This is a genomic window from Kitasatospora sp. NPDC101235, assembly GCF_044767505.1.
Lineage (GTDB): Bacteria > Actinomycetota > Actinomycetes > Streptomycetales > Streptomycetaceae > Kitasatospora.
Map to the genome: position 1 here is coordinate 61,434 of NZ_JBIWNZ010000025.1, position 24,468 is coordinate 85,901.

The 24,468-nt window shown below is 72.8% G+C and carries 20 protein-coding genes; 17 read left to right on the forward strand and 3 right to left on the reverse strand.

The annotated features are described in order from the left end of the window. Positions 1-126: 126 nt before the first annotated feature. The 14 genes from ACIRRH_RS32355 (at position 127) to ACIRRH_RS32420 (ending at position 16,648) form a co-directional block, all read left to right on the forward strand. Positions 127-3,012 (forward strand): vitamin B12-dependent ribonucleotide reductase, encoded by a 2,886-nt coding sequence (locus ACIRRH_RS32355; RefSeq protein ID WP_403074449.1) that lies wholly within the window; start codon positions 127-129, stop codon positions 3,010-3,012. A 170-nt stretch (positions 3,013-3,182) separates the two neighbouring features. After that, complete coding sequence (locus ACIRRH_RS32360) at positions 3,183-3,947, forward strand: SDR family oxidoreductase (RefSeq protein WP_403074451.1); 765 nt, start codon at positions 3,183-3,185, stop codon at positions 3,945-3,947. 59 nt (positions 3,948-4,006) lie between these two features. Continuing rightward, positions 4,007-4,243 (forward strand): RNA polymerase subunit sigma-70, encoded by a 237-nt coding sequence (locus tag ACIRRH_RS32365; RefSeq protein ID WP_403074453.1) that lies wholly within the window; start codon positions 4,007-4,009, stop codon positions 4,241-4,243. Positions 4,244-4,246: 3 nt separating this feature from the next. Beyond that, positions 4,247-4,825: a Clp protease N-terminal domain-containing protein gene (locus tag ACIRRH_RS32370; protein WP_403074455.1), complete on the forward strand. Its 579-nt coding sequence runs from the start codon at positions 4,247-4,249 to the stop codon at positions 4,823-4,825. 263 nt (positions 4,826-5,088) lie between these two features. Beyond that, positions 5,089-6,831 (forward strand): sensor histidine kinase, encoded by a 1,743-nt coding sequence (locus ACIRRH_RS32375; RefSeq protein WP_403074457.1) that lies wholly within the window; start codon positions 5,089-5,091, stop codon positions 6,829-6,831. After that, a complete protein-coding gene (locus ACIRRH_RS32380) occupies positions 6,831-7,268 on the forward strand; it encodes a roadblock/LC7 domain-containing protein (protein ID WP_403074459.1) in 438 nt (145 codons plus the stop codon). Before ACIRRH_RS32375 ends, ACIRRH_RS32380 begins: the two co-directional genes overlap by 1 nt. Next, entirely contained in the window at positions 7,265-7,633 is a 369-nt protein-coding gene (locus tag ACIRRH_RS32385) for a DUF742 domain-containing protein (RefSeq protein ID WP_363393058.1), read from the forward strand. The genes ACIRRH_RS32380 and ACIRRH_RS32385 overlap by 4 nt, the downstream gene beginning before the upstream one ends. After that, positions 7,614-8,381 (forward strand): GTP-binding protein, encoded by a 768-nt coding sequence (locus tag ACIRRH_RS32390; protein WP_403074461.1) that lies wholly within the window; start codon positions 7,614-7,616, stop codon positions 8,379-8,381. The genes ACIRRH_RS32385 and ACIRRH_RS32390 overlap by 20 nt, the downstream gene beginning before the upstream one ends. After that, positions 8,378-9,622 carry a cytochrome P450 gene (locus ACIRRH_RS32395; RefSeq protein ID WP_403074463.1) on the forward strand — a complete coding sequence of 415 codons (1,245 nt, stop codon included), beginning with the start codon at positions 8,378-8,380 and terminating at the stop codon, positions 9,620-9,622. Before ACIRRH_RS32390 ends, ACIRRH_RS32395 begins: the two co-directional genes overlap by 4 nt. A 35-nt stretch (positions 9,623-9,657) precedes the next feature. Beyond that, complete coding sequence (locus ACIRRH_RS32400) at positions 9,658-10,872, forward strand: cytochrome P450 (protein ID WP_403074465.1); 1,215 nt, start codon at positions 9,658-9,660, stop codon at positions 10,870-10,872. A gap of 284 nt (positions 10,873-11,156) precedes the next feature. After that, positions 11,157-12,545: an ABC transporter substrate-binding protein gene (locus tag ACIRRH_RS32405; RefSeq protein WP_403074467.1), complete on the forward strand. Its 1,389-nt coding sequence runs from the start codon at positions 11,157-11,159 to the stop codon at positions 12,543-12,545. 207 nt (positions 12,546-12,752) lie between these two features. Continuing rightward, entirely contained in the window at positions 12,753-13,805 is a 1,053-nt protein-coding gene (locus tag ACIRRH_RS32410; protein WP_403074469.1) for a carbohydrate ABC transporter permease, read from the forward strand. Positions 13,806-13,831: 26 nt separating this feature from the next. Beyond that, a complete protein-coding gene (locus ACIRRH_RS32415; RefSeq protein WP_403074471.1) occupies positions 13,832-14,722 on the forward strand; it encodes a carbohydrate ABC transporter permease in 891 nt (296 codons plus the stop codon). Positions 14,723-15,109: 387 nt separating this feature from the next. Continuing rightward, positions 15,110-16,648, forward strand: coding sequence for a DUF4153 domain-containing protein (locus ACIRRH_RS32420; RefSeq protein ID WP_403074473.1), 1,539 nt, complete (start codon positions 15,110-15,112; stop codon positions 16,646-16,648). A gap of 175 nt (positions 16,649-16,823) precedes the next feature. Here the strand turns inward: ACIRRH_RS32420 and ACIRRH_RS32425 are convergent, their stop codons facing one another. After that, positions 16,824-18,371: an MFS transporter gene (locus ACIRRH_RS32425; protein WP_403074475.1), complete on the reverse strand. Its 1,548-nt coding sequence runs from the start codon at positions 18,369-18,371 to the stop codon at positions 16,824-16,826. A 317-nt stretch (positions 18,372-18,688) separates the two neighbouring features. Between ACIRRH_RS32425 and ACIRRH_RS32430 the strand changes: the two genes are divergently transcribed. The 3 genes from ACIRRH_RS32430 to ACIRRH_RS32440 all read left to right on the forward strand — a co-directional run bounded on the left by ACIRRH_RS32430 (position 18,689) and on the right by ACIRRH_RS32440 (position 21,063). Further along, positions 18,689-19,381 carry a TetR/AcrR family transcriptional regulator gene (locus ACIRRH_RS32430; RefSeq protein WP_403074477.1) on the forward strand — a complete coding sequence of 231 codons (693 nt, stop codon included), beginning with the start codon at positions 18,689-18,691 and terminating at the stop codon, positions 19,379-19,381. Between the two features lie 229 nt (positions 19,382-19,610). Further along, positions 19,611-20,309, forward strand: a complete 699-nt coding sequence (locus ACIRRH_RS32435) for a ribonuclease HII (protein ID WP_403074479.1) — start codon at positions 19,611-19,613, stop codon at positions 20,307-20,309. 100 nt (positions 20,310-20,409) lie between these two features. After that, positions 20,410-21,063: a hypothetical protein gene (locus ACIRRH_RS32440; protein WP_403074481.1), complete on the forward strand. Its 654-nt coding sequence runs from the start codon at positions 20,410-20,412 to the stop codon at positions 21,061-21,063. A gap of 120 nt (positions 21,064-21,183) precedes the next feature. Here the strand turns inward: ACIRRH_RS32440 and ACIRRH_RS32445 are convergent, their stop codons facing one another. Together ACIRRH_RS32445 and ACIRRH_RS32450 are read right to left on the reverse strand one after the other, a co-directional pair. Continuing rightward, positions 21,184-21,840 carry a hypothetical protein gene (locus ACIRRH_RS32445; protein ID WP_403074483.1) on the reverse strand — a complete coding sequence of 219 codons (657 nt, stop codon included), beginning with the start codon at positions 21,838-21,840 and terminating at the stop codon, positions 21,184-21,186. Between the two features lie 426 nt (positions 21,841-22,266). Next, complete coding sequence (locus ACIRRH_RS32450; protein ID WP_403074485.1) at positions 22,267-24,462, reverse strand: RecQ family ATP-dependent DNA helicase; 2,196 nt, start codon at positions 24,460-24,462, stop codon at positions 22,267-22,269. Positions 24,463-24,468: the final 6 nt, after the last annotated feature.

Consider the following 24,468-nt stretch of genomic DNA (forward strand, 5'->3'; position numbering starts at 1 on the left):
ACAGAACACTACAAACCGTGCGTAAGCAGGCAAGGTCTCCGCCTGCCCGCACACCGGAAGAACGAACCAGCAGTGCCCGGACTTTTCGGGGCACTTCGGGCGTTTGCCCAGGAGGAGGAGCGAGAAGTGACAGACACCACGAGCGGTTCCGCACGCGGGTCGAAGTCCGAGAAGGCCGCGGCCAAGGGCGCCAAGGCCCCGAAGGGCGGTCTTCGGATGGAGCGCATCTACACCACTCCTGGCGTGCACCCGTACGACGCGGTCCGCTGGGAGCGGCGCGACGTCGTGATGACCAACTGGCGCGACGGGTCGATCAACTTCGAGCAGCGCGGTGTCGAGTTCCCCGACTTCTGGTCGGTCAACGCCGTCAACATCGTCACGTCCAAGTACTTCCGCGGCGCCGTCGGCACCCCGCAGCGCGAGTGGAGCCTCAAGCAGATCATCGACCGCGTGGTGCTCACCTACCGCGCCGCCGGCGAGAAGCACGGCTACTTCGCCGGCAAGGACGACGCCGAGATCTTCGAGCACGAGCTGACGCACGCCCTCCTCCACCAGGTGTTCAGCTTCAACTCGCCGGTCTGGTTCAACGTCGGCACCAAGCAGCCCCAGCAGGTCAGCGCCTGCTTCATCCTGTCCGTCGACGACTCCATGGATTCGATCCTCGACTGGTACAAGGAAGAGGGCATGATCTTCAAGGGCGGCTCCGGCGCCGGCCTCAACCTCTCCCGGATCCGCTCCTCCAAGGAGCTGCTCTCCTCCGGCGGCAACGCCTCCGGCCCGGTCTCCTTCATGCGCGGCGCCGACGCCTCGGCCGGCACCATCAAGTCCGGTGGCGCCACCCGCCGCGCGGCCAAGATGGTCGTGCTCGACGTGGACCACCCGGACGTCGAGGCCTTCATCGAGACCAAGGTGAAGGAGGAGGAGAAGATCCGCGCCCTGCGCGACGCGGGCTTCGACATGGACCTCGGCGGGGACGACATCACCTCCGTCCAGTACCAGAACGCCAACAACTCGGTCCGCGTCAACGACGAATTCATGACCGCCGTCGAGAACGGCACCGAATTCGGCCTGCGCGCCCGGATGACCGGCGAGGTCATCGAGACCGTCGACGCGAAGAAGCTGTTCCGCAAGATGGCCGAGGCCGCCTGGGCCTGCGCCGACCCCGGTATCCAGTACGACACCACCATCAACCACTGGCACACCTGCCCGGAGTCCGGCCGCATCAACGCGTCCAACCCCTGCTCCGAGTACATGCACCTGGACAACTCCAGCTGCAACCTCGCCTCGCTGAACCTGATGAAGTTCCTGCGTGACGACGACTCGTTCGACGCGGCGACCTTCGCCAAGGTCGTCGAGCTGGTCATCACCGCGATGGACATCTCCATCTGCTTCGCCGACTTCCCCACCGAGAAGATCGGCGAGACCACCCGCGCCTTCCGCCAGCTCGGCATCGGCTACGCCAACCTCGGCGCCCTGCTGATGGCCACCGGCCACGCCTACGACAGCGAGGGCGGCCGCGCCCTGGCCGGCGCCATCACCTCGCTGATGACCGGCACCGCCTACCGCCGCGGCGCCGAACTCGCCGGCGTGGTCGGCCCGTACGACGGCTACGCCCGCAACGCGGCCCCGCACCAGCAGGTCATGAAGCAGCACGCGGACGCCTCGCTGGACGCCGTCTCCCACGACGACCTGGACGCCCCGGTCTGGCTGGCCGCCAACAAGACCTGGCAGGACGTGCTGCGCATCGGCGCGCAGAACGGTTTCCGCAACGCCCAGGCCTCGGTGCTCGCCCCGACCGGCACCATCGGCCTGATGATGGACTGCGACACCACCGGCGTCGAGCCCGACCTGGCCCTGGTCAAGTTCAAGAAGCTGGTCGGCGGCGGCTCGATGCAGATCGTCAACGGCACCGTCCCGCGCGCCCTCAAGCGCCTCGGCTACCAGGACGAGCAGATCGAGGCGATCGTCGCCCACATCGCCGAGCACGGCAACGTGGTGGACGCCCCGGGTCTGAAGCCCGAGCACTACGAGGTGTTCGACTGCGCGATGGGCGAGCGCGTCATCTCGGCCATGGGCCACGTGCGGATGATGGCCGCGATCCAGCCGTGGATCTCCGGTGCCATCTCCAAGACCGTGAACATGCCCGAGTCCGCCACGGTCGAGGAGATCGAGGAGATCTACTTCGAGGCGTGGAAGATGGGCGTCAAGGCACTCGCCATCTATCGCGACAACTGCAAGGTCGGCCAGCCGCTCTCGGCCAAGAAGAAGGACTCCGAGAAGAAGGCCGAGCAGGCCGAGGCTCCCGCCGCGGTCGAGAAGGTGGTCGAGTACCGCCCGGTGCGCAAGCGCCTCCCCAAGGGCCGTCCGGGCATCACCACCTCCTTCACGGTCGGTGGCGCCGAGGGCTACATGACGGCGAACTCCTACCCGGACGACGGCCTGGGCGAGGTCTTCCTGAAGATGTCCAAGCAGGGCTCGACCCTCGCGGGCATGATGGACGCCTTCTCCATCGCCGTCTCGGTCGGCCTCCAGTACGGCGTGCCGCTGGAGACCTACGTCGCGAAGTTCACCAACATGCGCTTCGAGCCGGCCGGTCTGACCGACGACCCGGACGTGCGGATGGCGCAGTCGATCGTCGACTACATCTTCCGCCGCCTGGCGCTCGACTTCCTGCCGTTCGAGACCCGCTCGGCGCTCGGCATCCACTCCGTCGAGGAGCGCCAGCGCCACCTGGAGACGGGCTCGTACGAGCCGCTGGAGGCCGAGGAGCTCGACACCGAGTCGCTCGCCCAGTCCGCCCCGGTCGCCGCCAAGCCGGCCGCGGCCCCGGCTCCGGCCGTCGAGGCACCCAAGGCGGCCCCGAAGCAGGCTCACAACTCCACGGAGCTGATGGAGATCCAGCTCGGCCTCAACGCCGACGCCCCGCTCTGCTTCTCCTGCGGCACCAAGATGCGCCGCGCCGGCAGCTGCTACCTCTGCGAGGGCTGCGGCTCCACCAGCGGCTGCAGCTGATCGCACCCGACCCCGGTGGTCGCCTCCTGAGGTGAACCCCTGAAGCGGGGCGAGGACCTTCACGGTCCTCGCCCCGCTTTTTCGCGTTCCCGGGGATGCCGATGTCACGTCCGGGGGCGGTGTCCGGTCGGTAGGGGCGACGGGTTCTTCCGAGAAGGGGCGGTGCGGTGATGGGAACGGTGCTGGTGACCGGGGCGACGGGGACGCTGGGGCGGGAGGTGGTGCGGCTGCTGGTGGCGCGAGGGGTGGTGGTGCGGGGGTTGAGCCGGCGGGTGCGGGACGGGGGTGACGGGGTCGAGTGGGTGGTCGGGGACCTGGTGAGCGGGGCCGGGATCGCGGAGGCGATGGCCGGGGCCGAGGTGGTGGTGGACTGCGCGACCACCCAGCGGAAGGCGGACCTCGCCGGGGTCCGGACGCTGGTGGCGCGGGCCCGGGAGGCCGGGGTGCGGCACCTGGTGTACGTGTCGATCGTCGGGATCGACCGGGTGCCGATCGCGTACTACCGGACGAAGCTCGCCTGTGAGCGGGTGGTGCGGGAGTCGGGGCTGGGCTGGACGGTGCTGCGGGCGACGCAGTTCCACGACCTGGTGCTGAAGTTCTTCGACGCCTCCACCCGGCTGCCGCTCTTCCCGGTGCTGAGCGGGTCGGCGTTCCAGTCGGTGGAGGTGCGGGAGGTGGCCGCGGCGGTCGCGGACCTGGCGGGGGAGGAGCCGGCCGGCTTCGCGCCGGAGGTGGGCGGCCCACAGGTGCGCTCGTACCGGGAGCTGGCCGAGGCCTACCTGCGGGCGGCGGGCAAGCGCCGACTGCTGCTGCCGCTGCGCATGCCGGGAGCGGCCGGCCGGGGCCTGCGGGCGGGCGGCAACCTGACACCGGATCGGGCGGTGGGCCGGGGGACCTTCGAGGAGGCGTTGGAGCGGCGGTTCGGCGACCGCTGAGGTCCGCGGGTGTCAACCAGGGTTGACATCTGTCGCAAGTGTCAACCAGAGTTGACGGCATGAGTGAGAGCGGAGAACTCGCGGCTGCGGCGAGCAGCCGTGACCCCGCCGTGGGGCTCCGGGCGGTCCGCGCGCTGCGCGATCTGGCGGACCGCCTGGAGGGCCTGCAGGTGGGCAACGCCCGGTCGCAGGGCTGGTCCTGGCAGGACATCGCGGTCTGCCTCGGGGTGACCAGGCAGGCGGTGCACAAGAAGTACGCCCGACGCGGGGCCGGCAAGGACGAGGACGGAGGCTGAGCGATGTTCGAGCGTTTCACCGGCACGGCGCGGCAGGTTGTGGTCACGGCCCAGCAGGAGGCGAGGGAACTGCAGCACGAGCGCGTCGGGACGGAGCACCTGCTGCTGGCGATCGTCGGCGTGCCCGGCGACCCGGCGGCCGCCGTCCTGGTCGAGGCTGGCCTGGACCGGGAGACGGTGCGGCGGGCGGTCGTCCGGGCGCGCGGGCCGGAGGAGGACGCGGTCGCGCTCGCCTCGATCGGGGTGGACCTGGGTGCGGTGCGCGAGGCCGTCGAGTCGGTGTTCGGCAAGGGGGCGCTGGATGCGCCCACCGAGGAGAAGCCGAGGCAGCGCGGCTGGTTCCGGTCGGAGGCGAAGCCGGGGCGGAGTCCGTTCACGGCCCGGGCGAAGAAGGCGCTGGAGCTGTCGCTGCGCGAGTCGCTGCGGCTGAAGTCGGGCGAGATCGCGGTGGGCCACCTGCTGCTCGGGGTGCTGCGCGAGGGCGAGGGGCTCGGGGCGCGGGTGATCTCCGAGCACGGGCTGGACCCGGATGCCGTGCGACGGGCGGTCGAAGGGAAGCTGGGACGGGTGCCCCGGGCGTGAAGCATGGCACTCGGGTGGGCGTCGTCGGCGTCGCCGAGTGGTGTGGGCGGCGTGAAAGAAGGAGATTTGCCGTCAACTGGCCGCTTGAGGCCTATGTCTGAATCGATATGATCGGCCGAAAGCGTGAACCGATCAACCGCCCGGAGACGTTTCGCTGCGTCGCCGGGCGGTCTGGTATGCGCCCGACCGGCTGTCGGCGGCCGCAACCGTCGCCGACCCGCCGCCCGCGCCGCCGCCCGCCGACGTTGCCGAGGACCGCACCGATGAGAGAAGCCACCAGCCCCGACGGCCGATCGCGCAGACGGCCCGCGCCGCGCACCGTCGCCCTGACCGCGGCCGCCGTCCTGCTGGCGCTGGTCGCCGCGCCGGTCGGCATCACCCGGGCGTTCGGCGCGCACCAGCCGCTCACCGCCCTCGCCGTCGGCGCCGTCACGGTGCTCTGGCTGATCGCCGTCGGCCTCGCGGCGACCGGCGCCGAGCGCACCCGCGGGCTGACCGAGGATGTGGCCGCGCAGCACGAGGAGACCCGGGCCGCACTGGTCGCCGCGGGCACGGCCCGGCAGGCCGAGACGGCCGCCGCCGACCGCGCCGCCGCGGCGCTCTCCGAGCGGGACGCCGCCCGCGCCGAGCGGGCCCGGGCCGAGGCGGACGTCACCGCCGCGCACGCCGAGCTGGCCCGGCTGCGGGCCGAACTCGACGCCGAGCGGGCCGGGGCGGAGACGGAGCGGACCCGGGCCGAGGCCGAACGCGCCGAGCTGGCCCGGATCGCCGAGGGCGTGCTGCCCGAGGTGGTGAAGAAGCTGCGGGCCGGCGCGGCCGTGGACAGCGCGCTGGCCGTCCACCGCAAGCACCCCCAGTACGCGCTGCTGCGCGCCGTCGGGGAGGAGATCGGCCGTGGCGAGCGGCTGCGGGCCGCCGCGCTCGCGGTCTGCGCGACCGCCGCCGGACGGGTGCAGGCGCTGGCCACGAGCATGCACGCCGAGCTGCGGGAGATGCAGCACCGGCACGACGAGGAGGCCCTCGGAGACCTGCTGAGCCTGGACCACTCGACCGCCCAGGCGGGCCGGATGGCCGACAGCATCGCGGTGCTCACCGGTGCCCGCTCGGGCCGCCGCTGGGCCAAGCCGATCGCGGTGGAGTCGGTGCTGCGCGGCGCGCTCGGCCGGATCGGCGCCTACCAGCGGGTGCGGCTGCACAACGCCAGCAACGCCGCGGTCGCCGGGTACGCGGCCGAGGGCGTGATGCACGCGCTGGCCGAACTGCTGGACAACGCCACCAACTTCTCCGCCCCGCCGGCCGAGGTGCACGTCTACGTCGAGGAGGTGCCCGCCGGGCTGGTGGTCACCGTCGAGGACAGCGGGCTGGGCCTGAGCGACAGCTGGCTGCGCCGGGCCGAGCGGGCCGTCTCCGCCGAGCCGTTGGACCTCACCACGCTCTCCGCCGGTACCCGGCTGGGGCTCGCGGTGGTCGGCGTGCTGGCGCGCAAGCACGGGCTGCAGATCTCCTTCCGGCCGTCGGCGCGCGGCGGCACCGGGGTGGTGATGCTGATTCCGCAGCAGCTGGTCACGCACCCGGTACCGACCGCCACCCCGGCGCCGGTCCGGGTGTCCGTCCCGGCGCAGGCGTCTCCCGCGGAGACCGCGCGCCCCGTGCTCACCCCGGCGCGCTCCGCACCCGCCCCCCTGCCTCCGGCACCCTCCGCGCAGCGGACCCCCTCCGGGGCGCAGCCTGCCACCGCGCCCGCCCTGCCGGCCGCGCCGGCCCGGATGACCGACAGCGGCCTGCCGCAGCGCCGCCGAGGACAGACACTGGCCACCACCGTCCCCGCGACGGACCGGACCGCGAAGCCCGTCCGCAGCGACGCGGTGAGCGCGGCCGCCCGGTTCGGCGCGTTCCGCCGGGCCGCCGCCCTTCCCGTGGCGGCCGAGCAGCCCACTGCCGGGGCGCCGACCACGGAACCCGACACCATGACCGACGCTTCCCCCGTCACCGAGAAGGACACCTGATGAGCAGTGCCACCGACCGTGACCTCGACTGGCTGTTGGAGAACCTGCTGGCGGCGACCCCCGGCACCCGGCACGCCCTGGTTCTCTCCGCCGACGGCCTCAAGCTCTGCCACACCGCCGGACTGAGCACCGACCAGGCCGATCAGCTGGCCGCCATCGCCTCCGGCCTCCAGAGCCTGGCGCACGGGGCCTCGATCGAGTTCGGCGACGGCAGCGGCGGCGTGCGTCAGTCGATGACCGAGTTCCACGGCGGCATCCTGTGCATCGTGGCGGCCGGCGAGGGCGCTCACCTGGCGGTGGTCACGGACGACGAAGCGGACGTCGGCGTGGTCGGCCACAACATGCACGGCCTGATCGAGCAGATCGGGGTCCACCTCAGCGCGCCCGCCCGGGGCGGGGAAGGCGAGGCCGCCGCGCAAGAGAGCGCGACGATATGAACGCCGGGCCGGTGCTGCCGGGCCGCGATGACGATCCGGACCGCCTCTACACCATCACCCGGGGCCGCAGCCGGGCTCCGGAGAACGCCTTCGACCTGGTCACCCTGATCGTCGCCGAGCGGGAGCCGGCGCCCGGGATGCAGTCGGAGCACGCCCGGATCCTGCGGATGTGCGAGGCCCCGACCGCGGTCGTGGAGGTGGCGGCGGAGCTGGCGCTGCCCGTCTCGGTGGTGAAGATCCTGCTCGGCGACCTGCTGGAGTCCGGGGCGGTCACCGCCCGTCACCCCCGGTTCGCGCCGAACAAGGCCCGGCTGCCCGACCTCGACACGCTGAAGCAGGTGCTGCATGGCCTCCAACAGCTCTGACGTCCGGCCCGCCGGCGCGCGCACCCCGCTGCGGTCGACCGCCGACAACGCGCTGAAGATCGTCGTGGTCGGCGGCTTCGGCGTCGGCAAGACCACGCTGGTCGGCTCGGTCAGCGAGATCCGCCCGCTGAACACCGAAGAGGTGATGACCAGGGCGGGCGAGGGCATCGACCCGGCCGGCGCCTGGGGCAAGCGCTCCACCACGGTCGCCTTCGACTTCGGCCGGATCACCCTCTCCGAGCGCCAGGTGCTGTACCTGTTCGGCGCGCCCGGGCAGGAGCGCTTCTGGTTCCTCTGGGACCGGCTGTTCAGCGGCGCCCTGGGCGCGGTCGTCCTGGTGGACACCCGGCGGCTGGAGGACTCCTGGTACGCGATCGACCGGCTGGAGCACCACGGCACGCCGTTCATCGTGGCCCGCAACAACTTCGGCGAGCCGAGCCACACCCTGGAGCAGGTCCGCGAGGCGCTGGACCTGCCGGCCGAGGTACCGCTGGTGGACTGCGACGCGCGCGACCGCGAGTCCGGCAAGCGGGTGCTGATCGCCCTGGTCCACCACCTGGCGGCCCTGGCCGGGGTCGACGAGGCCGCCCTGGCCGACGGGGTCGCCCCGGTCGGCGAGGCCGCCTCGGTCACCGTTGCCGGTGAGGCTGTCCCGGCCACCGTTGCCGGGGACGAAGAGGCAGCCCCGGCCGGGGAGCCCGCCCCGGCGGGGCCCCGCACCGCGATCTACGAGGAGAGCACCCCGTGACCGAGCCCGCCGCCACCCCGCCCCCGGGCTGCCCGGCGCACGCCGGCGCCACACCGCTGTACGGGCCGCGCTTCCAGACCGACCCGTCCCAGCTCTACCGTGAGCTGCGCGCCGCGCACGGCCCGGTCGCCCCGGTCGAGCTGGCCGGCGGGGTGCCCGCCTGGCTGGTCATCGGTTACCGCGAACTCCAGCAGGTGACCGGCCAGCCGCAGCTGTTCGGCCGAGACTCCAGCCGCTGGCACGCCTGGGCGACGCTGCCCGCCGACTGGCCGCTGAAGCCGATGATGGCGCCCGTCCCCTCCATCCTCTACGCGGAGGGCGAGGAGCACGTCCGGCGCTCGCGCGCGGTCACCGACGCGCTGGCCGGGATCGACCCGTACGAGCTGCGCAAGCACGCCGAGGAGATCGCCGACGGACTGATCGACGCGTTCGCCGGGCGCGGCGAGGCCGATCTGGTGGCCGAGTACGCGCACCGGATGCCGCTGCTGGTGTTGTGCCGGGTGCTCGGCCTGGACGAGGAGCAGGCGCCGCAGCTGGTCGCGGCACTGCTGGCGATGGTGGACGGCGGCCCGGACGCGCCGACCGGTGCCCAGCGGCTGCTGGAGCTGATGTCCGCGCTGGTCGAGGAGAAGGCCGAGCACCCGGGCGCCGACGTCGCCTCGCGGATGCTGGCGCACCCGGCCGGGCTGACCCACGACGAGGTGATGCGCGACCTGCGGGTGCTGCTGATCGCCGGCCAGCAGCCGACCTCGTACTGGATCTCCAACGCGCTGCGGCTGATGCTCACCGACGAGCGGTTCGCCGCCTCGCTGGCCGGCGGCCGGCGCAGCATCAGCCAGGCGCTGAACGAGGCGCTCTGGGAGGACACCCCGACCCAGATCTTCGCCGGCCGCTGGGCGGTCCGCGACACCCAGCTGGGCGGCCAGCGGATCGGCGAGGGCGACATGGTCCTGCTCGGCTTCGCCGGGGCCAACGCCGACCCGTCGGTGCGGCAGGCGGACGGCCGCCCGGCGGAGGGGAACCGGGCGCACATGAGCTACTCGTACGGCGAGCACGGCTGCCCGTTCCCGGCCCAGGAGGCGGCCGAGGTGATCGCCACCACCGCGATCGAGGTGCTGCTCGACCGGCTGCCGGACCTGCGGCTGGCGGTGGCCGAGCACGCACTGGTGTGGCGGCCGTCGGCCTGGGTGCGCGGGCTGGTGGCACTGCCGGTCTCGTTCACCCCGGGCCATTCGGCCTGATCCACCAACACCCGCCGTTCGAAAGAGAGTTGTCGATGACTGCTGCCCCGGCCCGAATCGTCCTCGACCCGCTGGCCCGCGACAACGCGGCCGAGGGTGCGCTGCTGCGGGCCGCCGGCCCGGTGGTGCCGGTCGAGCTGCCCGGCGGGGTCGCCGCCTGGGCGGTGACGCAGCACGCCGCCGCGCGCGACCTGCTGACGGACGCCCGGCTGGTGAAGGACGCCGCGCACTGGGCGGCCTACCAGCGCGGTGAGGTGCCGAAGACCTGGCCGCTGATCGGCCTGGCGGTGCCCGGCCCGAGCATGGTGACCACCGACGGCGCCGAGCACCGCCGGCTGCGGGCGCTGGTCGCGCAGGCCTTCACCCCACGCCGGGTGGAGCTGATGCGCCCACGGGTCGAGGAGATCACCCACGCGCTGCTGGATTCCCTGGCGGCGGGCGAGCCGGTGGTGGACCTCAAGACGGACTTCGCCTTCCCGCTGCCGATGACGGTGATCTGCTCGCTGCTGGGCGTGCCGGAGTCGGACCACGGCCTGCTGCGCGACCTGTACGAGCGGTTCTTCGGCATCAAGCCGAACCCGGAGGGCATCCAGGCGACCGTCGCCGGGCTGAACGCCTTCGTCAACAGCCTGGTCGCGCAGCGTCGTTCGGCTCCCGGTGAGGACCTGGCGAGCGTGCTGCTGGCGGCCGACACCGAGGGCGGGGCGCTGACCGACGCGGAGGCGGCGGCCACCCTGCGGGTGATCATCGCGGCCGGCCACGAGACCACGGTGAACCTGATCGGCAACGCGGTGCGGGCCCTGCTGACCCACCCGGACCAGCTGGAGCTGGTGCGCTCGGGCCAGGTGTCCTGGGACGCGGTGGTGGAGGAGTCGCTCCGCTGGACGCCGCCGACCAGCAACTTCCTGTTCCGCTTCGCCGCCGAGTCCGTTCCGGTCGGCGACGTGGTGATCCCGGCCGGCGAGCCGGTGCTGGTCTCGTACAACGCGATCGGCCGTGACCCGCTCCAGCACGGGGTGACGGCCGAGGTCTTCGACATCACCCGGGACCCGACCCGCCACCTGTCCTTCGGCCACGGCCCGCACGTCTGCCCGGGCTCCCCGCTGGCCAGGCTGGAGGCGGGGATCGCGCTGCCCGCACTGTTCGAGCGATTCCCGGGGCTGTCGCTCGCGGTGTCGGACGCCGAGCTGCGGCCGAGCCCCTCGCTGGTGGTGAACAGTCTGCTGGAGCTGCCGATCCGGCTGTTCTGATCATCAACCATGTCGTGGGGCCCCGGCCGGGTTTCCGGTCGGGGCCTTCGACTTCTGGTGGCGGAGGTCCGCAGGCCGCCTGGTCGCGGGTCACGGTCGGGACACCGGCTTGTGAAGGTCGAACGTGGACCTTGGCGGGGGGCGGCGGCTGCGTTAACGTCTTCGATCAGTCCGGCCGCCGTCCGCCCGTGATTCCGTCCGCGATCCCTCGTAGGTCCATCTCTGGTACAGCGCAATGTCGTTCAGCCAACCGTCGGCAGCACGCCCTGGCGAGGAGAACCGCATTGACCCTCAACCCGACCGCTCCGCATCCGAGTTCCCGCCGCCGTCTGGCCGCCGTGCCCGCCCTGGTGGCGGCGCTGGCTTTGACCGCGGCCTGCTCCAACAGCTCCGGCGGTTCGGGTGGCGGCGACGGAGGATCGGCCGCTCCGCTGTCCGGTGACTGCGCCAAGTACCAGCCGTACGCCGGACATTCGGGCACCACCGTGACGATGTTCGCCTCGATCCTGAGCCCGGAGTCGGACAACCTGGAGAAGTCCTGGGCCGAGTTCGGCAAGTGCACCGGGATCAAGATCAGTTACGAGGGCTCGAACGACTTCGAGTCCCAGCTGCCGGTCCGGGTCTCCGGCGGCAACGCCCCGGACTTCGCGATCATCCCGCAGCCGGGCCTGCTGGCGCAGATGGTGAAGAGCGGCAAGGTGGTGAAGCCGCCCGCCCAGACCGTTGCCAACCAGGACAAGTGGAGCCCGATCTGGAAGACCTACGGCTCGGTCAACGGCACCTTCTACGCGGCCCCGATGAGCGCCAACATGAAGTCCCTGGTCTGGTACTCGCCGAAGGCCTTCAAGACGGCCGGCTACGAGGTGCCCAAGACCTGGGCCGACCTGATGGCGCTCAGCGACCGGATCGCCAAGGCGGGCGGCGCCAAGCCGTGGTGCGGCGGCATCGCCTCCGGGACGGCCACCGGCTGGCCGGCCACCGACTGGCTGGAGGAGGTGGTGCTGGGCTCGTACGGCGGCGAGGTGTACGACCAGTGGGTCGGCCACCAGGTGAAGTTCTCCGACCAGAAGATCACCACCGCGATGAAGACGGTCGCCGACTGGATGCAGAATCCGGCCTGGGTCAACGCGGGCTTCGGTGACGTGAAGTCGATCGCCACCACCACCTTCCAGGACGCGGGCACGCCGATCCTGAGCGGCAAGTGCCTGATGCTCCAGCAGGCCTCCTTCTACGAGGCGCAGTGGCCCAAGGGCACCAAGGTCGGCCCGGACGGGGACGTCTTCGCCTTCCACCTGCCCGCGGTGAACCCGTCGATCGCCAACCCGGTCGAGGGCGGCGGCGAGTTCCTGGCGGCGTTCTCCGGCCGGCCCGAGGTGCAGGCGGTGCAGAACTACCTGTCCAGCTCGGACTGGGCGAGCAACCGGGTGAAGACCGCGAGCGGCTGGGTCTCGGCCAACCAGGGCGTGGACAGGAGCCTCTACACCGACCCGATCGACAAGCTGTCGGCGGAGGCCCTGACCGACCCGTCGGCGACCTTCCGCTTCGACGGCTCCGACCTGATGCCGGCTGCCGTGGGCGCCGGGCAGGAGTGGAAGTCGCTGACCGCCTGGTTCGCCGAGGGACAGTCGATCCAGAAGACCGCCGCCGACATCGACGCCGCCTGGCCGCAGTAGAGCCGGGCCGTCGCCCGGCCCGGCCTCGCTCCGGTTCTGGCTACGGCTCCGGCCCCGGTTCTGGTTTCGGTTCCGGTGCTGGTTCCGGCTTCGGTTCCGCGGCGGGGCCGGGCGCACCGAGGACCACCTGTCGAGGGGGGGGGGGGGGGCCCCCCCCCCCCCCCCCCCCCCGCCCCCTTCCCACCACGCCCGAAGGGACGCGCAGCCATGTCCGTACCCGGATTCCCGTCACCTGCCGCCGAGTTGGCCGCCGGGAGGCTGGTCACCGAGAGATTGGCGGCCGGCGCCTGGAGCGACGCGGCGGTCAAGTTCGGCAACACCTTCGGCGCCGTCGCGGGCTTCCTGGGCATCCTGCTGGTGGTCTTCCTGGCCGCCGGACGGGCCCGGGGCCGCCTGGCCCGTCCGCTGGCGGTCGCGCTCTTCCTCGGCCCCGCGGTGCTGCTGCTGGCCGTCGGCCTGGTCGTACCGCTGGTCCGCACGGTCTACCTCAGTCTCCAGAACGACGACGGCACCCGGTTCGTCGGTGGCGAGAACTTCGGCTGGGCCCTCACCTCCGACTCGGTGCGGGAGGTGCTGGTCAACACGCTGCTCTGGCTGGTGGTCGTGCCGCTGGTGGCGACCGGGCTGGGGCTGGTGCTGGCACTGCTGGTGGACCGGATGCGCGGCCAGTCGGTGTACAAGTCGCTGATCTTCATGCCGATGGCGATCTCGCTGGTCGGCGCGTCGATCATCTTCAAGTTCGTCTACGAGTCGCGCGGGCCGGGCCAGTCGCAGATCGGCCTGCTCAGCCGACTCGCCGTCGCGGTGGGCTGGGACGATCCGCCGAACTGGCTGCTCTCGCAGCCGCTGAACACCTTCCTGCTGATGGCGGTGATGGTCTGGGTGCAGACCGGTTTCGCGATGGTGGTGCTGTCGGCGGCGATCAAGGCGATCCCGGACGAGGTGGTGGAGGCGGCCCGGCTGGACGGTGCGAGCGGGGTGCGGTTGTTCTGGTACGTCACCGTGCCGATGATCCGCACCACGGTGATGGTCGTGCTGACCACCGTCATGCTCATCACCCTGAAGTGCTTCGACATCGTCCGCACCATGACCGGCGGCAACTTCGGCACCCAGGTGCTGGCCAACGAGATGTACTCGCAGTCCTTCGTCCAGTTCAACGCCGGGCGGGGCAGCGCCCTCGCGGTGCTCCTCTTCCTCGCGGTGCTGCCGCTGGTGGCCTACAACATCGTCCAGTTGCGGAAGGAGCGTGAGGTCCGGTGATCGGGACGGACGGTCGGGAGAGGCCGGTGCGGAAGGCCTTCAGCAGCCCGTTGGCCTCGGTGTTCGTGATCGCGATGACGGTGCTCTGGACGATCCCGACGCTGGGCCTGCTGGTGACGTCGCTGCGGCCCAAGCAGGACGTGACCGCCAGCGGCTGGTGGACCACCTTCCTCCACCCGGACCTCGGCCTCGGGAACTACCACTCGGTGCTGTTCGAGGGCGGCTCCGGCGTCTCCACCGGCCTGATGCCGTTCCTGGTCAACTCGCTGGCGATCGCCGTCCCGGCGACGGTCTTCCCGCTGGTGCTGGCCGCGATGGCGGCGTACGCGCTGGCCTGGGTGAGGTTCCGGGGGAGCGACGCGGTCTTCTTCACGGTGTTCGCGCTCCAGGTGGTGCCGCTCCAGATGGCGCTGATCCCGCTGCTGCGGCTGTTCGCCGGCGGTGCGCACCTGGGCCCGCTGACGCTGATCCCGGCGGTGGACCTGAAGGGCAGCTACGCGCCGGTCTGGCTGGCGCACACCATGTTCGCGCTGCCGTTGGCGGTGTTCCTGCTGCACAACTTCATCGCCCAGCTGCCGCGCGACCTGATGGAGGCCGCGGTGGTGGACGGCGCCTCGCACTTCAAGATCTTCCGTTCGATCGTGCTGCCGCTCAGCACCCCGGCGCTGGCCTCGTTCGCGATCTTCCAGTTCCTGTGGGTCTGGAACGACCTGCTGGTGGCGCTGACCTTCGCGGGCGGCACGCCGGAGGTGGCGCCGATGACGGTGCGCCTGGCACAGCTGTCCGGCTCGCTCGGCGGGCGCTGGGAGCTGCTCACGGCCGGGGCGTTCCTGTCGATCATCGTGCCGCTGATCGTCTTCTTCAGCCTCCAGCGGTACTTCGTCCGGGGGCTGCTGGCCGGGTCGGTGAAGGGGTAGCCGGGGAGTCCTTGGTGGCGAAGGCATTCTGAACGCGTTCAGAACCAGTTTTTGAACCTGTTCAGAATAGTCTACAGTCGGCAGCGGCCGCGGCGCCGAGCGCGCCCGCCGGCGGACCGCCCGATGGGTGGCTTCCGCATGCCCGCCGACCACTGAGGGGGACTCATGTCAGGTCCGTCCACGCCTGCCTCGTCCGATTCGCCGGGTTCGACCGAGTCGCCCGGTCCCATGGAGTCGCCCGGAGCGACCGAGACGCCAGGCCTGACCGGGACGCCAGGCCTGACTGGGGCGCCCGGTCCGACCGCGCCGGAGAACCCGTACGACCCGTACGGTCCGTACCGTGCGGCGGGCCCTGGCCCGCGGGGCGCGCCGGGCACCGGCGCGCCGGTGCCCGGCGCGCCGGTGCCCCCGGTCGGCACGTGGCTGCGCCGCAGCGACCCCGAGCGCCGGGCGGCGGCCACCCCCAGGGTCCTGCTGGCTGCCCTGCTCACCGGCCTGCTGGCGGCCTGGCTGCTCTACGACGGCCTGGGGCCCAACCTGCTGCTGCTCGGCGCCGCCACCGCCGTCGGGGCCGGGATCGCCGCCCGCGCGGCCGGACGCCGGATCCGGCCCTGGGCGGCGGTGTGGAGCCTGCTCGCCCTCGCCCTGCTCGCCGTCCCGGCCTGGTGGGACGCCGACTGGCCCGCGGCGCTGGCCGTCGTCGGCGCGCTCGCGCTGGCCTCGCTGGCCCTGCACGGTGGCCGCCGCTGGCCGGGCGTGCTGTTCCCGCTGCCCGGCATCCTGTGGCAGCTGGTGCCCTCGGCGGTCTGGGTCTGGGAGAGCATGGACCGGCGGCCGATGCCCGGCCGCGGCCGGATCGTCCCGGTGCTCAAGGCGCTCGCGGTCGCCGCCGTCCTGCTGACCGTCTTCGGCCTGCTGTTCGCCGGCGCCGACGCCGCCATGGCGGACCTGCTGGGCAACCTCAGCCCGGACCTCGGCCTCGACCAACTCCCGGGGCGCGGAGCGCTGTTCGTGCTCGGGGCGGTGACCGTGCTGGGCTTCGCGCACATGGCCGCCGGCCCGCGCCGCTGGGACCGTACGGAGATCCGGCCGGGCCGGGAGCGGCGCCGGCTTGAGTGGGCGCTTCCGCTGGTCGCGCTCAACCTGATGTTCGGAGCCTTCACGGTGATCCAGGCCGTGGTGGTGCTCGGCGGCGCGGACGCCGTGCTGAGCAACACCGGGATGAGCCGCTCCGAGTACGCCCGGCAGGGCTTCTGGCAGCTGAGCGTGATCACCGTGCTGACCCTGGTCGTGGTGACCTTCGCCAAGCGCTGGGCCCCGCGCACCACCCCCGCCGACCGCCGGGTGGCGCGGGTCCTGCTCGGCCTGCTCTGCGTGCTGGCGCTGGCCGTGGTCGCCTCGGCGCTCGGCCGGATGTGGTTCTACGTGGACGCCTCCGGGCTCACCCGGCTGCGGCTCTGGGTACTGGTGGTCGAGATCTGGCTGGGCGCCGTCTTCCTGCTGCTGATCGCCGCCGGACTGGCCCGCCGTACCGGTTGGCTGCCGCGCGTCGTCGTGCTCGGCGGAATGCTCGCCGTCGCGGTCTACGGCCTGATGGGCCCGGATGCGATCGTCGCCGAGCAGAACGTCACCCGGTACGAGCGGGCCCTGCGGACCGACCCGCTCACCGCGGTCATCGACCTGCGCAACGTCCGTCGGCTCTCGGCGGACGCGGTGCCCGCCCTGGACCGGCTCCCCGAGCCGCAGCGCAGCTGTGCGCTGCAGCTGATCGGGCAGGACCTGGACGGGGAGTCGGGGCCCTGGTACGCGACCAACCTCGCGGCAGCCCGGGCCCGGGAGATCCTGGCGGAGCGGCCGCCGGTCGACTCGACGGCGCCCGGCCGCACGGCCTGCGACCGGGCGGGGCTGGCGTACGACGCCTGGTAGGCCGACCGGGGTGGGGCCGCGGACAGCGGCAGGGCCGGCCGGGAGCGTGCTGCTCCCGGCCGGCCCTGGGCGTCGTTGCGGCGTCAGTGCCTGGCGGCTGCGCCAGTGCCTGGCGGCGGTAGTGCCGAGCGACCGGGCCAGTGCCGAGCGGTGGCGTCAGTGCATCGCGATGGCGTCAGTGCATCGCGATGGCGGAGGAGTCGCTCGGCAGGTCGCTGGCCTTGGCCTTGATCACGAAGACCGCGACCAGCAGGGCGAGCGCCGCGAGCGCGGCGCCCACGATGAAGCCGTGCGAAATGCCCTGGGTGAGCACCGTGTTGGCGGCGTCCGTGCCCTGCGGGAACTCGTGGTGCTGCTGGAGGTAGGCCAGCTGCTCCGGCGTCGCGCTCTCCATGAACTTCGGCAGCTGCGCGGTGGCCTCGGCCGTGGCGTAGTGCGCGAAGACCGTGGTCAGGATCGACAGGCCGAGCGAACCACCGATCTGCTGCATCGAGTTGAGCAGGCCGGAGGCGGCGCCGGTCTCCTCGCCCGGGACGCCCGCGACGGAGAGCAGCATCACCGGGACGAAGATCAGACCCATGCCGAGGCCGAACACCACCGTGGGGCCGAGCACCCCGTCCAGGTAGCCGCTGTCCTTGTTCATCTGGGTCAGCCAGGTGAGGCCGACGGTGACCAGCAGCGCGCCGCCCGCCATGAAGGGCTTCGGGCCGTACTTGGCCTGGAAGTTGGAGGCGATCTGTGCGGAGATGACGATCGCGACGCTGATCGGGAGGAAGGAGACGCCGGCCTTCAGCGGGCTGTAGCCGAGCGGACCCTGCACGAACAGCACGACGTAGAAGAAGATGCCGAACATGGCCGCGGCCAGGCAGAGCATCATCACCAGGCCGCCGGTGCGGTTGCGGTCGGCGAACAGGTGCATCGGGGTGATCGGCTGGTCGGTGCGGCTCTCGACCACGAGGAAGGCGGCGAGCAGGATCGCGCCGGCCGCGAAGGAGCCGAGTGTGATGCCGTCCGACCAGCCGTCCGAGGCGGCCCGGATGAACCCGTAGACCAGGCCGATCAGGCCGAGCGTCGAGGTGAGCGCACCGGGCAGGTCGAAGCGGCCCGGGTGGCGCTCGGACTCGGCGATGTAGCGCGGCGCGGCGATCGCGATCAGGACCGCGATCGGCACGTTGACGAAGAACACCCAGCGCCAGTTCAGGTACTCGGTGAGCAGACCGCCGGCCAGCAGGCCGATCGCGGCGCCCGAACCGGCCACCGCCGAGAACACGCCGAACGCCCGGTTGCGTTCCGGCCCCTCCTCGAAGTTGGTGGCGATCAGGGCGAAGGCGGTCGGGGAACAGATCGCGCCACCGATGCCCTGGAGGGCGCGGGCGGCCAGCAGCAGGCCGCTGTCCTGTGCGAAGCCACCGAGCAGCGAGGCCAGGCCGAACAGCAGGGTGCCGAAGATGAACACCCGGCGGCGGCCGAGGATGTCACCCGCGCGACCGCCGAGCAGCAGCAGCCCGCCGAAGGTCAGGGTGTAGGCGTTGATGACCCACGACAGGTCGGTGGTCGAGAAGCCCAGGGCGTCCTTGATGTGCGGCAGCGCGATGTTCACGATGGTCGCGTCGAGGACCACCATGAGCTGGGTGGCCGCGATGACGGTCAGGGTGATGCCCTTGCCCCGTCCCTGGCTCGTCTGCGGTGGTGAGTTCTTGCTGAGCGTGTCGGATATAGCCACGAATGTGCCGCCTGCTGGCTATGTGCTCGGTGGTGCGGGTTCGGCGGAGTCGCCGGTCCGGGTTCGGCGCTGCGCCCTTGCGCAGGCCGAGAAGGAACGGGATCGTTCACTAATCGGGACGATATCCTGGCCATGATTGTGAACGCAAGCGTTCCTTAAGGATGGTGGCGATGGAACGGTTGGTGCGGCGCCTGGTGGCTGACCGGTCCGGTCGGTCGCCGGCCGGTTCGGCGGGCCCGGCGTCCGGGGAGGCGGCTGTTCGGCCTGCCGGGACTCGGCCTGAGGCTGTTCGGCCGGTGGAGGTGGGCGCCGGGCCGGTGGTCGCGGAGCCGGGCGCCGGTGCGGGCGTGGAGCCGGGTGCCCGGGTGGGGGCGGAGCCGGCCGTCGAACCGGGCTTCTGTCCGGTGCGGGCCGCCCGTCAGGTGCTGACGCGGCCGGCACGGCGCAGGGGCAAGGAGTTGGAGAACGCGATCTTCGAGGCCGCGCTCGACCAGCTCACCTCCGGCGGATACGCGCGACTGACCATGGAAGGGGTCGCCAGTGCGGCGCGGACCGGGAAGGCCGCGCTCTACCGGCGCTGGGCGTCCAAGGACGAGCTCGTCATCGACGCCCTGGACGCCACTCTCCCACGCCCGTCCGACACTCCCGACCTCGGGTCCGCACGTGACGAACTCCTGCAGCTCGTCGAGGGGTTCACGCAGGCGATGACCTCCCGGGTGGGCTCCGCGCTCAACGCACTGATGGGCGAGATCGACCACGAGCGGGCCGAGGTCTTCAAGGCCTTCATCACCGACCGGGTCATCGAACCGACCGCGCGGACCATCCTGGAGATCCTGCGCCGCGGCGCCGAGCGCGGCGACGTCCGGCCCGGCGCGGCCACCCCGTTGGTGGCGGACGTCATCCCGGCGGTGATGCTCTACCAGGTCAAGATCCGCGGGCTGGAGGGCGTGGGGCCGGGCTTCGCCGGCCGGCTGCTGGACGAGGTGCTGGAGCCGATGATCCGGGCCTGAGGGGTGGTGCCGGTCCCGGGGTGGTGCCGGCCTTCGGGGGGCATGGTGCCGGTCCCGGGGTGGTGCCGGTCCCGGGGTGGTGCCGGGCTCGCGTGGCGGTGACGGGGCCGCGTGCCCGGGCCCCGGCCCGCGTGCTCGGCTGTCGGGGGCCCTTCCCGTCCGGGGAGGCGGATTCGGCGGTCGCGAGGCGGGATTAGGCTAGAGCTGCCCCAGTCGAACGGAATTCGCCATGCCCATCGTCCCCCCGACGCACTCCGTCGAACGCTCGCTCCGCCGGGCCGGCGCCAAGATCGTCGTCGGTCTCGACGAGGTCGGGCGCGGCGCCTGGGCCGGGCCGGTCACCGTGGGCGCGGCCGTCACCGGCCTGCGCAGGGCGCCGGAGGGGCTGACCGACTCCAAGCTGCTCACCGAGCTGCGCCGCCGCGCGCTCGCCCCCGTCCTCGCCGACTGGGTCACCGCGTACGCGCTCGGGCAGGCCTCCCCGCAGGAGTGCGACGAGCTCGGCATGACGGCGGCGCTGCGGCTGGCCGCCGTTCGGGCACTGGAGGCGCTGCCGGTCGAGCCCGACGCGGTGATCCTGGACGGCAAGCACGACTACCTCGGCGGCCCCTGGCGGGTACGCACGGTGATCAAGGGTGACCAGTCCTGCATCTGCGTCTCCGCCGCCTCGGTGCTCGCCAAGGTCCACCGTGACGGCCTGATGGCCGAACTGGGCGAGGGGTGCCCGGAGTACGGCTTCGCCGATAACGCCGGCTACCCGTCGCCGGTGCACCGGGCCGCGCTGGAGGAACTCGGCCCCACCGAGCACCACCGGCTCTCCTGGGCCTACCTGGACGCACTGCCGAAGTGGCGTCATCTCAAGCGCGCTCGGGAGGACGCGGGCGCCGGCCGGGGGTCCGGCGACGAACAGTTGACACTCGGTTTCTGACGGTCCGTCTGGAATTGCCCGGGAGGGGGCGGCAGGAGACCGGTGCCCAATGGGTGGGGTGCCCGTGCGCGTCCGATCGGCATTTGATAGATATCCGGGTATGCCTGTCTTCCCCGAGGAGCCGGAGATTCACGAGAGCCTCCCGGGCCCCGGCGTTCCCTTCCCTCGCGAGTCGGACGCACAAGCCCCCGCCACCGCACCCACCACCGTCGCCGCCCCGGCTCCGGTGCCCGGCCCCCGTCCGGCGCCCCCGCGCCCGGCCCCGCCGCGCGCCGTCCGTCCGGGCCCGCCGCGGCTGACCCCCAAGCCCGGGCCGGCACCGCGCCGCCCGGCCCCCGCCGCGCCGCAGGTGGAGGTCCAGCGGATCGCCGCCACCCCGGCACAGGCGGTGGAGCGCGCCGACGACGCGATCGACCGGCTGCTGGAGTCCGGCCGCAACCCGGGCGATGTCCTGGTGCTGACGGTCGGCGAGGCGCACCCCTGGCAGCAGCACGAGCTCTCCTTCGGCGAGGAGCGCTACTGGGCACAGCTCGCCGACGGTGGGGACGTGTTCTACGCGGACGCCGCGCTGACCCGTCCGGTCCGCCGCGAGGTGGTCGTCCTGGTGGTCAACGGCGGACCGTCCGCCAAGGCCGCCGAGGCGTACGCCAAGGCGCTCGGCCACGCGACCGCGCTGCTGGTGGTCTGCGGCGACGCCGGCCCGGCTGCCGTGGGCGCGGCCGGTGCCGCGCCGGGCCGCCCGGTCAAGGCCTGACCGCAGTCGTCCACTTCGGGCCCGGTGCCGCCGTACGGTGCCGGGCCCGAAGTCCGTCCCTCGGTCCTTCGAGGTCGGTGGGCGGCGGCTGACCGCCCCGGGGGGCCGGTCGCCGCTGACTCAGCGGGTGCCGGTGCGGCGGGTCGGTTCGGCCGCTGCGACCCGCGCCGGGACCCACGGGGCCTCGGACTGCGGGGAGCGGGCCGCGTCCTCTGCGCGCTTGGCCGGGTCGGCCGCCAGTTGGCGGGTGCGCTGGCTGCGCGGGGCGTTCAGCGCCGAGCGCGGAGGCAGTTCCGTCACGGTGTGCACCGGCCCGTCGGCCCACGAGCCCGCGTGCGGGTTGCGTCCACCCCGCCCGTCGCCGAGGACCTGCCAGCCCGCCGGGGTGAGTCCGATGTACGCGCCGCAACGCAGCCCGTGCAGCACGGACGCGTCCCGCAGTGCCCACATCCAGGCGCCGTCCTGCTCCGTCCAGCCGGGTGCGCCGTCGCGGCAGCGCAGCAGCACGGCCGTCCGGGTCGGCTCGGGCAGTCGCAGGTCGTGCGGGATGATCCGGCGCAGGTGCGTCAGCAGGGCGTTGCGGTGCTGCCAGCCGTCCGTGTCGTGCGGCCAGGGGGTGAACGAGGCCGAGGCGACGAGGCGGTGGAGCGCGTCCAGGACGGCGACCGCGACGGTGCCCGGCTGGGGCAGGTGGCGCTGGTGCAGTCCCAGGACGAACTCGCGGGGGTCGCGCAGCAACGGGATCCCCGAGGCGGTCCAGGCCTCCAGATCCAGCACCCGTCTGGGTTCCGGGCTCCCGGAGAAGGGATTCTGACCTCGGCCGATACCGTTGATCACGATCCTCCTTCCTGGCCCGTGGGCAGGCGGGTGCCTGGGTACGCCGAAGGGCGGATCCAGCGGACCGGGTCTCGGGTACCTCCCAATTCTCGGGGCATCGAGGGCAGAGCGGCAACGATGAAATGATGAACGCCATCCGATAGTCCATGGTCTGCCGGATATGTTCCACGGCGGGTCGAACGCTGCGGAGGCGCCTCCAGGCCTTGATCCACAGCGCCCGGAGGGCGGGACGAACCACCACTGGCATGGTGGCCACTCCTTTCCCGGGCCGGTCCACCGGTGTGATCGAAATCGCTTCGCTTGATCCTTTCTATTAGGCCGTTCGGGTGAACGAGAAGGCTCCTTCGGCGGCTTTCCGCCGCCCCCTCACCCCTGCACGGCCAGCACCAGCGGCAGCACCGCGCTCGCCCCCGCCCGGCGCAGCAGCCGGGCGGCCACGGTGACCGTCCACCCCGAGTCGACGAGGTCGTCCACCAGCAGTACCGGCCCCCCGGCGGCGGCCACCGCCTGCTCCACCTCCGGCGGCAGGACCAGAGAGCCGGCCAGCGAGTGCAGCCGCTGGGCGCTGTTGCTGCGGGCACCGTGCGGGGGCAGCCCCCCGGCGTACCCGATCCGGCCGAGCAGCGGCAGCCGCCCGATCTCGGCGATCCGCGTGCCCAGGCTGCCGACCAGTTGGGGCCTGGTCGAGGAGGCCATCGTCACCACGCCGACCGGCCGCTCCAGCCGGGCGCCCTCCGTCGTCGCGGGCCCGGCCCAGCCGCCCGGGCCGCGGGCCCAATCGGCGAGCACCGCCACCAGCGCGTCCACCGCCTCGCCGGGCACCGGCACGTCCGGCGCCTGCTCGGCGAGCAGGGTGCGCAGCCGGTTGCCCCAGCCGATGTCGGACAGCCGCCCCAGCGCCCGGCCGGTCTCCGCCTGCTCGCCCGCCGGGATCCGGCCCTTGAGCGGCACCCCGAGCGCGTCCATCCCGGTCGGCCAGAGCCGACGCGGCTCGAAGCTCACGCCCGGGCGGCCGAGCGCGGCCCGGGCGGCCGCCAGCGTCTCGGCGGAGACGTCCGGAGTGTGCAGCGGACCCGCGCAGTTGTCGCACCGCCCGCACGGCGCGGCCTGCTCGTCGTCCAGCTGCCGGCGCAGGAACTCCATCCGGCACCCCATGCCCGCCGCATACTCGCGCATCGCACGCTGTTCCGCCTCCCGGGAGGCGGCGACCTTGGCGTAACGGGCGGTGTCGTACTCCCAGCTCTGGCCGGTGGCCGTCCAGCCGCCCTTGACCCGGCGGACGGCGCCGTCCACGTCGAGAACCTTGAGCATGGTCTCCAGCCGGGCCCGGCGCAGGTCCACCCGGGGTTCCAGAGCGGCGGTGGAGAGCGGCCGGCCGGCCGCGGCCAGTGCGTCGATGGTGCGGCGCACCTGCTCCTCCGGCGGGAAGGCCAGCGACGCGAAGTAGCGCCAGATCGCCTCGTCCTCGCGCCCGGGCAGCAGCAGCACCTCGGCCCGGTCCACCCCGCGCCCGGCCCGGCCGACCTGCTGGTAGTAGGCGATCGGCGAGCTGGGCGAGCCGAGGTGCACCACGAAGCCGAGGTCGGGCTTGTCGAATCCCATGCCGAGCGCGGAGGTGGCGACCAGTGCCTTGACCCGGTTGGCCAGCAGGTCGGCCTCGGCGGTGCGGCGCTCGGCGTCCTCGGTGCGGCCGGAGTAGGAGGCCACCGGGAAACCGCGCTCGCGCAGGAAGGCCGTCACCTCCTCGGCCGCGGCCACCGTCAGGGCGTAGACGATGCCCGAGCCGGGCAGGCGGTCGAGGTGGTCGGCCAGCCAGGCGAGGCGGTGGGCCGGGTCGGGCAGGGAGAGCACGCCCAGGGTGAGGCTCTCCCGGTCGAGCGGCCCGCGCAGCACCAGGGCGTGCTCGTCGGTGGCGCCGGTGCCGAGCTGCTCGGCGACGTCCGCGGTGACCCGGGCGTTGGCGGTGGCGGTGGTGGCCAGCACCGGGACGCCGGGCGGCAGGTCCGCGAGCATGGTGCGCAGCCGGCGGTAGTCGGGGCGGAAGTCGTGCCCCCAGTCCGAGATGCAGTGGGCCTCGTCGACCACCAGCAGGCCGGTGGAGGCGGCGAGCTCGGGCAGCACCTGGTCGCGGAAGTCCGGGTTGTTCAGCCGCTCGGGGCTGACCAGCAGGATGTCGACCTTCCCGGCGGCGACCTCGTCCTGGATCCCGGCCCACTCGTCGGTGTTGGCCGAGTTGATGGTGCGGGCGTGGATGCCGGCCCGGCCGGCCGACTCGACCTGGTTGCGCATCAGGGCGAGCAGCGGCGAGACGATCACCGTCGGCCCGGCGCCGCGGGCCCGGAGCAGGGCGGTGGCGATGAAGTAGACCGCGGACTTCCCCCAGCCCGTGCGCTGGACGACCAGGGCACGGCGGCGGTCGACCACGAGGGCCTCGATGGCCGTCCACTGGTCCTCGCGCAGGACGGCTCCGGGGCCGGCGAGCTCGCGCAGGACGGCCTCGGCCCGCGCCCGGACCTCGGCGCGGTCGGCGGTGGCGGTGGTGTGGGTGTCGGGCTGCTGCATGGCGTC

Excerpts from the sequence above, each read along its gene's own strand:
- ACIRRH_RS32440 (WP_403074481.1), top strand. The coding sequence starts at position 20,410 with ATGCCTGTCTTCCCCGAGGAGCCGGAGATTCACGAGAGCCTCCCGGGC.
- ACIRRH_RS32450 (WP_403074485.1), bottom strand. The coding sequence starts at position 24,462 with ATGCAGCAGCCCGACACCCACACCACCGCCACCGCCGACCGCGCCGAG.
- ACIRRH_RS32435 (WP_403074479.1), top strand. The coding sequence starts at position 19,611 with ATGCCCATCGTCCCCCCGACGCACTCCGTCGAACGCTCGCTCCGCCGG.
- ACIRRH_RS32380 (WP_403074459.1), top strand. The coding sequence starts at position 6,831 with ATGAGCAGTGCCACCGACCGTGACCTCGACTGGCTGTTGGAGAACCTG.
- ACIRRH_RS32390 (WP_403074461.1), top strand. The coding sequence starts at position 7,614 with ATGGCCTCCAACAGCTCTGACGTCCGGCCCGCCGGCGCGCGCACCCCG.
- ACIRRH_RS32375 (WP_403074457.1), top strand. The coding sequence starts at position 5,089 with ATGAGAGAAGCCACCAGCCCCGACGGCCGATCGCGCAGACGGCCCGCG.
- ACIRRH_RS32370 (WP_403074455.1), top strand. The coding sequence starts at position 4,247 with ATGTTCGAGCGTTTCACCGGCACGGCGCGGCAGGTTGTGGTCACGGCC.
- ACIRRH_RS32360 (WP_403074451.1), top strand. The coding sequence starts at position 3,183 with ATGGGAACGGTGCTGGTGACCGGGGCGACGGGGACGCTGGGGCGGGAG.
- ACIRRH_RS32365 (WP_403074453.1), top strand. The coding sequence starts at position 4,007 with ATGAGTGAGAGCGGAGAACTCGCGGCTGCGGCGAGCAGCCGTGACCCC.
- ACIRRH_RS32400 (WP_403074465.1), top strand. The coding sequence starts at position 9,658 with ATGACTGCTGCCCCGGCCCGAATCGTCCTCGACCCGCTGGCCCGCGAC.
- ACIRRH_RS32385 (WP_363393058.1), top strand. The coding sequence starts at position 7,265 with ATGAACGCCGGGCCGGTGCTGCCGGGCCGCGATGACGATCCGGACCGC.
- ACIRRH_RS32410 (WP_403074469.1), top strand. The coding sequence starts at position 12,753 with ATGTCCGTACCCGGATTCCCGTCACCTGCCGCCGAGTTGGCCGCCGGG.